Origin of the sequence: Bradyrhizobium sp. 2S1 (assembly GCF_011516625.5) — a bacterium.
Taxonomy (GTDB): domain Bacteria; phylum Pseudomonadota; class Alphaproteobacteria; order Rhizobiales; family Xanthobacteraceae; genus Bradyrhizobium; species Bradyrhizobium septentrionale.
On record NZ_CP147717.1, the window covers coordinates 6170009 to 6178976 of the forward strand.

General features: G+C 64.3%; 21 protein-coding genes. 13 read left to right on the forward strand and 8 right to left on the reverse strand.

Annotated elements, in window-relative coordinates; all coding sequences use genetic code 11:
• The first annotated feature begins 606 nt into the window (after positions 1–606).
• On the forward strand, positions 607–885 hold the full coding sequence (locus tag HAP54_RS29280) for a hypothetical protein (protein WP_166297187.1): 279 nt from the start codon (positions 607–609) through the stop codon (positions 883–885).
• 47 nt (positions 886–932) lie between these two features.
• Here HAP54_RS29280 and HAP54_RS29285 read toward each other — a convergent pair whose 3' ends face one another.
• From HAP54_RS29285 to HAP54_RS29315, 7 genes are all read right to left on the reverse strand, one after another.
• Positions 933–1250: a hypothetical protein gene (locus tag HAP54_RS29285; protein ID WP_166306394.1), complete on the reverse strand. Its 318-nt coding sequence runs from the start codon at positions 1248–1250 to the stop codon at positions 933–935.
• A gap of 213 nt (positions 1251–1463) precedes the next feature.
• The gene (locus HAP54_RS29290) at positions 1464–1757 is read right to left on the reverse strand and encodes a hypothetical protein (RefSeq protein ID WP_166306397.1); all 294 of its coding nucleotides are present in this window, start codon (positions 1755–1757) and stop codon (positions 1464–1466) included.
• A gap of 129 nt (positions 1758–1886) precedes the next feature.
• Positions 1887–2231, reverse strand: coding sequence for a hypothetical protein (locus tag HAP54_RS29295; RefSeq protein ID WP_339156774.1), 345 nt, complete (start codon positions 2229–2231; stop codon positions 1887–1889).
• A 131-nt stretch (positions 2232–2362) separates the two neighbouring features.
• The gene (gene tnpC / locus HAP54_RS29300; protein WP_166205729.1) at positions 2363–3964 is read right to left on the reverse strand and encodes an IS66 family transposase; all 1602 of its coding nucleotides are present in this window, start codon (positions 3962–3964) and stop codon (positions 2363–2365) included.
• 125 nt (positions 3965–4089) lie between these two features.
• The gene (gene tnpB / locus HAP54_RS29305) at positions 4090–4443 is read right to left on the reverse strand and encodes an IS66 family insertion sequence element accessory protein TnpB (protein ID WP_166205730.1); all 354 of its coding nucleotides are present in this window, start codon (positions 4441–4443) and stop codon (positions 4090–4092) included.
• Entirely contained in the window at positions 4424–4870 is a 447-nt protein-coding gene (gene tnpA / locus HAP54_RS29310) for an IS66-like element accessory protein TnpA (protein ID WP_166205731.1), read from the reverse strand. The genes tnpB and tnpA overlap by 20 nt, the downstream gene beginning before the upstream one ends.
• A 79-nt stretch (positions 4871–4949) precedes the next feature.
• Entirely contained in the window at positions 4950–5144 is a 195-nt protein-coding gene (locus HAP54_RS29315; RefSeq protein ID WP_166306403.1) for a hypothetical protein, read from the reverse strand.
• A 98-nt stretch (positions 5145–5242) separates the two neighbouring features.
• Here HAP54_RS29315 and HAP54_RS29320 point away from each other — a divergent pair, with 98 nt between their 5' ends.
• The 12 genes from HAP54_RS29320 to HAP54_RS29375 all read left to right on the forward strand — a co-directional run bounded on the left by HAP54_RS29320 (position 5243) and on the right by HAP54_RS29375 (position 8633).
• A complete protein-coding gene (locus HAP54_RS29320) occupies positions 5243–5467 on the forward strand; it encodes a hypothetical protein (protein ID WP_166297148.1) in 225 nt (74 codons plus the stop codon).
• The gene (locus HAP54_RS29325; RefSeq protein ID WP_166205759.1) at positions 5464–5616 is read left to right on the forward strand and encodes a hypothetical protein; all 153 of its coding nucleotides are present in this window, start codon (positions 5464–5466) and stop codon (positions 5614–5616) included. Before HAP54_RS29320 ends, HAP54_RS29325 begins: the two co-directional genes overlap by 4 nt.
• Before the next feature lie 14 nt (positions 5617–5630).
• Positions 5631–5879 (forward strand): hypothetical protein, encoded by a 249-nt coding sequence (locus HAP54_RS29330; RefSeq protein ID WP_166205760.1) that lies wholly within the window; start codon positions 5631–5633, stop codon positions 5877–5879.
• A 3-nt stretch (positions 5880–5882) separates the two neighbouring features.
• Positions 5883–6758, forward strand: coding sequence for a hypothetical protein (locus HAP54_RS29335; protein WP_166306406.1), 876 nt, complete (start codon positions 5883–5885; stop codon positions 6756–6758).
• A 72-nt stretch (positions 6759–6830) separates the two neighbouring features.
• Positions 6831–7175 (forward strand): hypothetical protein, encoded by a 345-nt coding sequence (locus HAP54_RS29340; protein WP_166306409.1) that lies wholly within the window; start codon positions 6831–6833, stop codon positions 7173–7175.
• Positions 7160–7336 carry a hypothetical protein gene (locus HAP54_RS29345; RefSeq protein WP_166205776.1) on the forward strand — a complete coding sequence of 59 codons (177 nt, stop codon included), beginning with the start codon at positions 7160–7162 and terminating at the stop codon, positions 7334–7336. Before HAP54_RS29340 ends, HAP54_RS29345 begins: the two co-directional genes overlap by 16 nt.
• Entirely contained in the window at positions 7326–7595 is a 270-nt protein-coding gene (locus tag HAP54_RS29350) for a hypothetical protein (protein WP_166205777.1), read from the forward strand. Before HAP54_RS29345 ends, HAP54_RS29350 begins: the two co-directional genes overlap by 11 nt.
• Positions 7596–7679: 84 nt before the next feature.
• Entirely contained in the window at positions 7680–7841 is a 162-nt protein-coding gene (locus HAP54_RS29355) for a hypothetical protein (protein ID WP_166306412.1), read from the forward strand.
• A complete protein-coding gene (locus tag HAP54_RS29360; protein ID WP_166205779.1) occupies positions 7838–8035 on the forward strand; it encodes a hypothetical protein in 198 nt (65 codons plus the stop codon). The genes HAP54_RS29355 and HAP54_RS29360 overlap by 4 nt, the downstream gene beginning before the upstream one ends.
• Positions 8035–8208 (forward strand): hypothetical protein, encoded by a 174-nt coding sequence (locus HAP54_RS29365; protein ID WP_166205780.1) that lies wholly within the window; start codon positions 8035–8037, stop codon positions 8206–8208. Before HAP54_RS29360 ends, HAP54_RS29365 begins: the two co-directional genes overlap by 1 nt.
• Positions 8209–8235: 27 nt before the next feature.
• Positions 8236–8418, forward strand: coding sequence for a hypothetical protein (locus HAP54_RS29370; protein WP_166205781.1), 183 nt, complete (start codon positions 8236–8238; stop codon positions 8416–8418).
• Between the two features lie 14 nt (positions 8419–8432).
• On the forward strand, positions 8433–8633 hold the full coding sequence (locus tag HAP54_RS29375; RefSeq protein ID WP_166306415.1) for a hypothetical protein: 201 nt from the start codon (positions 8433–8435) through the stop codon (positions 8631–8633).
• Here the strand turns inward: HAP54_RS29375 and HAP54_RS29380 are convergent.
• Complete coding sequence (locus HAP54_RS29380; RefSeq protein WP_166306418.1) at positions 8621–8869, reverse strand: hypothetical protein; 249 nt, start codon at positions 8867–8869, stop codon at positions 8621–8623. The genes HAP54_RS29375 and HAP54_RS29380 overlap by 13 nt on opposite strands.
• Positions 8870–8968 lie beyond the last annotated feature (99 nt).

The following is an 8968-nucleotide window of genomic DNA, read 5'->3' on the forward strand; positions in this document are numbered from 1 at the left end:
CCCTCACACCGCGCGAGCGTCGCTTCCTCACGCTGTTGCTGCCGGAAGGTGCCACTATCGCGATGGGCCTTCGCGTCGGCTCGGACCTGTGTCGTCGGGGATTGGTGCACATCGCCAAATATCGGCGGTATGGAATCACGGTACAGGGCCGGGAAGCATTGGCAGAACCGGACCGGCCCCCGGCCCCCGTAGGGGCCCCGGGCAGGGCCCGGAAACGGGCAGGGAACCGGGCCCCGGGCCCCTATGGAACCGGGCAGGAACCGGCCCCGGGGGCCGGGGCCCCGGAATGGCAGCTAACCTTACTTAGGGCCCCGGAACCGGGGCCGGGAGGCCAGGCAAGGGCGCGTTAAAACGGGCCCGGTGCTACCAAGGGCCGGGCCCGGCCCCGGGGCCCTGTACGGCCCTTAAAACGGCCATATAGGTAAGCAATGCTTACCTATACCGAGATACCTATTTTTGGAATACCTAAATACCTACGGAAGAGCAAAAAAACATGGCGCGCGAGACGGTCGTTTGCGGGGTCTACTTGCTGCGGTTCAGGGGAGGGCGCGGTACATTGGATGTTCTACGAACGTCGGGACGAGATTCTCACTGCATCGTAAGGACATGCGCGAAGGTCGGCATACGCGCGACGTTCAGCGGGCCTTCGATGAATGGGGGTATCCGACGTTGGAAATCCTGCTCGAATGCGATCCGTCAGAGCTGAGGGAGCGCGAGGCGGAACTGATCCGCGAGATCGTTCCGGAGCTAAACGCGAAGCCGAGCGGGCGGCGTCCGCGGGGTCTGATGGTGAGGAGGCGAAAGACGGCGGACCCAGCCGCCTCAAGGAAGGTGGTTCCGTGTCGCGACTGGCACTGGCTGGACGCCGTCACCGGTCGGGAGTGACCCCGGCAGGGACTAACCCGCCGGGGCCCTTGGCCTTTTTCGGAATGCTATCGGAACAGTAGTTTGGTCAGCCCGTCCCATGAATGGCGCTCGCGGGCGATCTTGGCTTCGGTCTGGGCGCGATTGTTGCCCTTCGCGAATATCTCCCGGATCGTCTGCCGGATCGCGGCCGGATCGGCGCCGGCCGCCTCGTTGAGATAGACGATCATGTAGGCGTTGCAGAGGCGCGCGTAGACCGACCTCGCGTCAACATCCCAGCTGTTCCGGCCGTATCCACCGGGACCGTCGTACTCGCTTAGCCATGTGACCCAGTGCTGCTGGTGGGTCTGATAACCGCCGGTCGGAAGGGTGTCCGACTCGGGCATCTGCGCTGGGAGCCGTCGCACGGCGCCCAGCATTTCCAGGATCGTGTAGGACCGAACTGTCATCGTTTCGCGTATAGCAATCTCAATTGCTCCTCCTTATGTTGCATTTGAAAGCGACGCCGGTCGTGGGGATGGTCTCCTTGGGATCGGCAGGCGCTTATGATTGGGCGTGGCGACCTGCGAAGTCGCCGCGCCCAATTCCTTTGCGAGGTCCTACTCGGTGACCTCGAGGCTCTTCACTTTACATTCCTCCAGCACGTACCACTCCTCGCCCTCGTCGCTCATGCGATTCCAGTAGGCTTCGACCAGATTGTCGTCCGATGGCCGGCTGGCGGCGCCGAACTCGCGATCCCACCACTCGTCGCAATAGTCGTAGAGGTGCTTGTCCGCGGCCTCCCTTGTCTTGAAGGTCTCCACGTCGGTTCCGTGCCGGGTGTCAATGACGAGGACCCAGACAGTATCCCCAGCTGAGACAAGATGTTCTTGCACCGTTTCGGTGTTGGTCACTTGAAGGTCTCCTTGTTTGTGTTAGGTGATGTGGATGCTCTTGGTTGATGGACCCCGTGGATGGTCTCCTTGGCGGTTTACCTCCCTTGAGCCGGGGCTGGAGCTGCGAACTCCAGCCCCACCTTTATTTCAGCGAGCGGGATTGACCGCGATCTCGACGATGCCGTCGATCTTCGAGCGGATGTGCTCGGCGATCTCGTTCGGGTGGTACGGGCAGGACCACCGTTGACTGTCCGGCATGTTGGCGGCGTAGACGCCGGGCTCATGGGGCAGGTCGCTCTCACGCGGTGCGCGGTGGTAGAGCTTCTCCACCTCGTCGACGAGGCCGGTGAGGGCCTCGTGCACGGCGTCGGCGCGCGTCTCGTCGCCCGGCCGCTCGATCTTCCATCCGAACTGCTTGAGGAACGCCTCGGCCGCCACGATGGCGCATTGCGGCGAGAAGCCCTCCAGCGTGTCGAACAGCGCCTGCGGCATCGTCCGGGTCCACAGGTCGTAAGCGCGCATTTTACTGCACAGGCTGCGCGCGCGGCTGGCCGCGGCGTCGCGTGGCGCCGGGGCCCAGCGGGATCATCGGAACGGCTTGATTGATCCTGAGCGTTTGACGGTCAGCCGCTGTCGTTGTCAGCTGGCAGGTTTTTTTGAGCGGTGCAATTGAACGGCAACAGATCTTCGATATCGGCGTCTGGCGCGCGTTGGGGCAATTCGGTGAGCGCGTGACGTAGCCATGCATAGGGATCGACGCCGCATGCCCGGCATGTCAGCACCAAACTGTAGATCACGGCGCTTGCCTTGGCGCCGGCAACGGTGTCGCTGAACAGCCAACTTTTTCGTCCGGTGCAAAACGGCCTGATGTCGCGCTCCAGAACATTGTTATCGATCGGGGCGAGACCGTCACTGGTGTAACGGGTCAGATAATCCCATTGGTTGCGTGCATAGGCGATCGCCTTGCCGGTCAAGCTTTCGGGTAGCACCTTCGGCGCCTGGTCGTCGAGCCAGGTCCGGAAGGCGGCCAATACCGGCAGGCTATGCTGCTGGCGCAGCCGCAAGGTGTATGCGGCGCGCGTTTCGCCGTCGGGCGGCGTCTGGCGCGCCACCCTCTCGACCTCGTACAACGCCTCGAAGAACTTGAGCGCCTGCAATGGCGGACCGCCAGGCTTTGTCCTGGCCTTGAGCGCATCGGTAAATTTCCTGCGCGCATGCGCCATACAGCCGAGATGGGTCGCGCCTGTCAGCGTGCGCCAGGCGTCATAGCCGTCGCTCATCAACAAGCCGCGATAGCCGGCCAGGAAGGCCTGAGGATGTTGCTGGCCGCGACCGGGCTGGTAATCGAACAGCACGACCGGCTGCGCGCAGTCCTGGCCGCTGCGATAGGCCCACATGAAGGATTTGGCCTGCGCATCACGGCCGTCCTCTTTAAGAACCTGGACCCAGGTTTCGTCGCCGTGGACCAGGGGCTGCGACATGAGCTTTTGCTGTAGCGCGTCATAGACCCGATGCAGATGCAACTCGCTCGCCCGGATCACCCAGTTGCCCAGCGTCCCGCGGCTGATGCTGACGTCGGCGCGCCCCAGCGCGTCCGCCACACGGTACAGCGGCGTGCCGTCGACGTATTTGTTGGCGAGCACCAGCGCCAGCGTCGATGGCGTGGCGACGCTACCCGGCAGCGGCTGCGCCGGCATCGGCGCGGTCACAATCGGGGTGTTCAGCGCGGTGCGCTCGCAGTGACGGCAGGCATATTTGAACCGCACATGTTGCAGCACCGACGCCTTGACCTCGACGTGCAACTGCTCGGTGACGGTCTCGCCCATCCGATGCATCCGATTATGGCAGCACGGACAGTCCTTTTGATCCTCACCCAGATCGTGTTCGACGCGTTGGCGCGGCAGATCGTCAGGCAGCGGCTTGCGGCCGCGTGCCTTCGGCGCCGGCTTTGGAGCCTCCGGCAATCCCGTGTCCGGCACGGCGACCGCCTCGACATCGTCGTCGTCCCGGCTTTCAGCGGCGGCCTGCTCGGCTTCGTTGAAGATGCGCTCCTTGAGCTTTTCGCTCTTCGGCGCATACCGGTGCAGGCGCTCCAGGCGCAACTGCTCCTCTAGATGCAGCACGCGTTGTGCGAGTTTCTCGTTTTCGGCCTTCAGCGCCGCGATCTCGGCCGCGTGCGCCGCGATCAAGGCTTCCAGTTCGTGCGTCGTGGGCTTGCGACTCATCGGAGTCTTGAATCGAAGTCATGCCGCCGCGTCAACCGGGCTCCCATGTCTTCGTCATGTCTTCGGCCGCGTCATCTGAGAACGGCCATGCCGAAGCCCGATGACGCCGCCCGCATCGAACACGCTCAGCCCACGCTCTGATATTGCCGCACCGGATGACGACGCACCGCCGCGATGTTGATGCCGTCAAGCAGCCAGTGCAGCTCCTCCGTCGTCAGCGTCAGCACCGCCTCCTGACTTCGGGGCCAGTGGAATCTGTCGGCCTCCAGCCGCTTCAGCAGCATCCAAAATCCTGACCGATCATAAATCAGCAGCTTGATCCGGTCGCGGCGACGATTGCAGAACGCGAACACCGCGCGCTGGAACGGATCCAGCCCCATCGACTGCTCGACCACGATCGCCAGGCTGTTGATGCCCGCCCGGAAGTCAATCGGTTCGCGGTGAAGGTAGACCCGAAGATCAGACGCCAGTCGGAACATCGCAACGCCCCAGCGCTTCAATCACCGCCGACAGCAACTGCGCGTCGCCGCCTTCCAGCGAAAGCGTCACGCCGTTGGGCATCGATGCCGTCAGCCGCCCTGCACAGGATCGCTCCGTCGCGCAAACCGCAATCGCGCCAGCAGATCGAGTTGGCGACGGCGACGGCGCGCGAACCGGAATAAAGGCTGGCGCAATCGGCGCCCGCGCCTCCGGCTGGCCATCCCCGTTCTGAAGTTGTCGCTTGGCCACCCACTTGCGCAGCAGGTTCGCGTTCACGCCGTGTTGCAGCGCAAGCCCCGCCAGCGACACGCCAGACTGCAGACAGGCCTCGACCAGCCGCTGTTTGCTGGCCGGATCATAGCGACGCCGGCCATTGCGCAACACGCCGACCGTCTCAAGTCTCAAAGGTTCTTCTGGAGTGATCATCGATCGTGTCCACCTCGCTCATGGTGGACACCTCATCCCATCCCCGCGCTCAACTGCATAGGTGCGTAGAAAGGAGCGCTTACCACAGGTCGGCGCCGTCGACCTTGAAGATGCGAGCCCACTCCTTGGCGCAGGCGTTGATGGCGTCGTTGCGCTTCTCCTCCTGCTCGTAGAGCCGCTTCTGCTCCGCCCCGATGAACTGCTCCTGCGGAGGGGTGATCCCGTCGAGGGTGGTCGCGAGATCGCGACCGAGCATCTGCTTACGTGTCGTCATGGTCTTTGGTCTCCTTGTTGAAGCCCGCTGCGAACGGGCCGGGGTCAGCCGTTGTCGGCGTGGTTGGCGTTCCACGCCGACGGCCGGAGGGATCGCACATGAGCATCCAGATCGCCCGCGATTCCTTCGCCCGTCAGGACCTGTGCCGCGAGGTCGTCGCAACCTCGCAGGACTGCGATTGGTGCGGCGGCTTCCGCTATCGCAGCGGCCGCAAGCTGCAGGCCCTGTTCCGCTACAGCACTGAGACCGACGGCGGCCGCACGCACGATCATCGCGGCCTGTTCTGCTCGAAGGGCTGTCACGACAGCTACCACGACCAATGAGCAAGCCCGTCTACATGGTGCTGCGCCGGGCGGAGCCCGGCACACACTACGTGCTTGCGACCCATCGCAAGTTCTATCGCTACAGCGAGGCCGCCCTGTTCACCCAGAGCCTCGCTGTTTCCTGCAACCCCATCATCCTGATGATCTGACAAGGAGACCAACCGTGAGTGAGAAACCCGAACTCTGTTACGTCGTGGTGCCCGGCAATGAGCCGGGCAACCGCATCGGCATCGTCAAGCGCGGCGAGGCCGGCTACTACCTCACCGACTTCGACAATGACGAGGTGCCGATGTCGGCGGTCGAGGAAGCTGTCGACGAGCTGAACGATCGCCTCGGCGTCACCGCCGAGGAGGCGATGCGCATGAAGTCCGGCTCGATGTTCGGCTGGGACACTCCGGCGGCGAGGGAGTGAGCGATGCAGTGCAACACCCCCACCTTCCGCTGGAAGCTCTCCTACATGGGCGGCGTCGAGTACGAGGTTCACGACGAGACCGGCAGCTATCTGGTCGAGATCGCGATGCGCAGTCCCAACAGCTACCACCTGTCGGTCTGCAACGGCGATGACGTCCGCTCCGAGGTCAAGTCCCGGGTCGGTATCCTGCGCCGGTGCAGCTGCATCCGCCGCGCCGACGGCTCGTGGACCTTCGAGGTCCGCCCCGAGACCATCGCCGGCCTGTGCATCAAGACCACCTTCGGCCTGCTCTGCTCGGAGGAGAAGGTCGAGAAGCTCGAGGCGGCGTTCACCGAGGCCCGCCGGCTCGCCGACGAGTTCAACGGCCGCGCCTCCACCACCCAGATCAACGTGTTCGTGATCGCGGGCCGGGTGGCAGCCGATGACGTCGAGGCGATGCGGGCGATCAACTCGGAGGTCCGCGAGCTGATGCAGGACATGGAGACCGGCCTGCAGAACCTCGATGCCAAGGCGGTGCGCGATGCCGCCAAGAAAGCGCGGCTGCTCGGCTCGATGCTCTCCGACGACGCATCGGAGCGGGTCAAGCAGGCCATCGAGACCGCCCGCAAGGCGGCCAACGACATGGTCAAGGCCGCTGAGACGAGCTCGGCCGAGATCGACCTGCAGGCGATCCGCAAGATCACGGAGAGCCGCACCGCGTTCCTCGACATCACCGGCGACAACGTCGAGATCGCGGCTCCCGTGCACGGCGCCCGCGCGCTCGACTTCGAGCCGACCGAGGGCCAGGGGCCCGCGTCCGCGCCCGAGGTCGACGAGGAGGTCGCGCCGATCGCTCCGGCCGCCCCGGCCGTCAAGGTGCCGCAGCTCGAGATGGACTAACGACAACGACCCCGGCGGGCTTCGCAGGCCCGCCGGCTTCGCTTCAAACCCCAACATTTCAAGGAGACCAACATGGCTTGTGACACATGGCGTGCCAACGAGAAGCAGACCCTTACCGAGCGCAAGGAAGAGATCAAGCGCGTGATCGACCTCGTCGCGCAGGAGATCGTCAAGGGCCGCGTCAAGCCCAAGGTGGGCGCGCAGGGCGCGATCACCTTCGAGGGACTGGACGCCGTCACCGACCGGCGCGGCGTCACCGACGCCTGCGTCTACCGCCGGATCATGTCGACCGGATCGGCAATGGCGAAGCAGCAGCTCGCCCGCGCCGAGCAACTGGCCGGACGCCGCGTCGATGCGAAGGCGCTCGCCGGCGGCCACCACTCTCACGATGGAGGCAAGACATGGCACAAGCATTGAAGCGCGGTGACGCTGTCGTCTGGCGCGTGTCGCTTGGCGTCGCCTTTCCCGGAGAGGTCGACACAGTGCGGGGCAACGACGTCTACGTCCTGTTCCCAAATCGTGAGCGGCCCACGGGCGGTCACTGGCTGACCAGCGAAGAGCTGCAGCATGAGCGCTGACCGAGACGGCTTCCTCGTGCAGGACCGGCCGTGCTCGACCTGCATCTATCGCAAGGACAGCCCGCTCGATCTAAAAAAACTCGAAGCCGACGTCGCCAATAAGCACGGCGGCTTCGAGGGCTATCGCGTCTGTCACCACTCGAACGACGCATGCTGCCGCGGCTTCTGGAACCGGCACAAGGACAAGTTCGCCATAGGGCAGATCGCCCAGCGGCTTGGCTTCGTGCGGTTCGTCCGCGACGACACTCTCAAAGACTGACACCCCACCGCCTGTTCGCAGCAGGCGCATTCAAGGAGACCATCAATGTCTGACGTAAGCTACGGCCCTTCACGGGCACAACGAGTGCTGGACCGTCACCGAGCCGACACCGGCCTCGAAGGCGATCAGGAGATCATGCTTACCCACCTGCTCGGCGACATCATCGAGTGGTGCGATGCTCACAAGGTCGACTTCGACCTCGTCGTGCAGAGCACCCGCGAGATGCTGAGGGATGCCGCATCATGAGCGAGAAGAGCGTCATCGAGGACATCATCGAAGCCGCAGCCAAGCACGGCCGCGAGAGTGAGCCCGACCACGAGGTGGGCGACCTGCAGGACCTGCTGCGGGTGGCGTGGAAGATCATGGAGCCGCGGCAGCGCATCCGGTTCTGGAACCACGACACGACGACAGAGCTGCTCAAAGAGTGGGGAGGCATGTGATGGCCTTCCAGTACAACGGCGACAAGTGCCCGAAGTGCCGGCGCTACATGATCGTGGCTCCGCCCATCCCGGCGAACTCGAACGATCAGGTCAAGTGCCAGGTCTGCGGCCATCAAGGCACGCTCGACGAGTTCGCCGAGGCATACGACCGCGACTTCCCGGAGGACGAATGACCAAGTCCCCCGAGCAGTGGCTCGCTTTTGGCGCTGGCGGCCAACTTCCTCAGCGCCGCGCGTCTCAGCGGCGAAGAGCGGCGGCAAGCCCAGTCGATTGCCGCCGGCCTGCAGGAGCGCGCCCAGCACAGTCGCGAGCGTGCCGCGCAGGCCCCCAAGACGGAGGGCGTCATCGGCATCGCTGACGCCCTCAAGCGAAGCGCGAAGTAACAGAGGAGATCATCGTGCGCTTCTATCAAGTCCACCGTCTCGCCGAAGGCGGCCAGAGCGCCGGCTACGAATACTTCACCAGTAAGCGGGCCGCCGATCGGGCCGTCTCGGATTGGAGGGACGACGATCTCGAACAGATCGCCAACGTTGAGCCGATCGACATCACGCCGACGAGGGCCGGCATCCTGCTGGCCCTCAATACCTACACCACCTGATTGCGCATCATCACGTCGCCGAACATCTCGCACGTGTTGATGAAGGCGCCGGCGGCATACTCGACGTCGTCGTACTTCTCGAACGTGGCGTACTCGCCGGGGATGTCCAGCGTGACGGCGAAGGCCTTGCGCTGGGTCGCCGGCTGGAACGGCGTGGCGGGCACGAGCGTGGTCCGTTCGACCAGCTTGATCTTCGCGCCGACCTTCGAGTCGGTGTATTGGTAGAGTGTTCTCATGTTGGTGGTCTCCTTGTGTTGCCGCGCTGCGAACGCGGGATGGGGTCAGAACTCGGTGGCGTCGTCGTGGGGCAGCTGCGGGACGATCAGGTCCCGCAG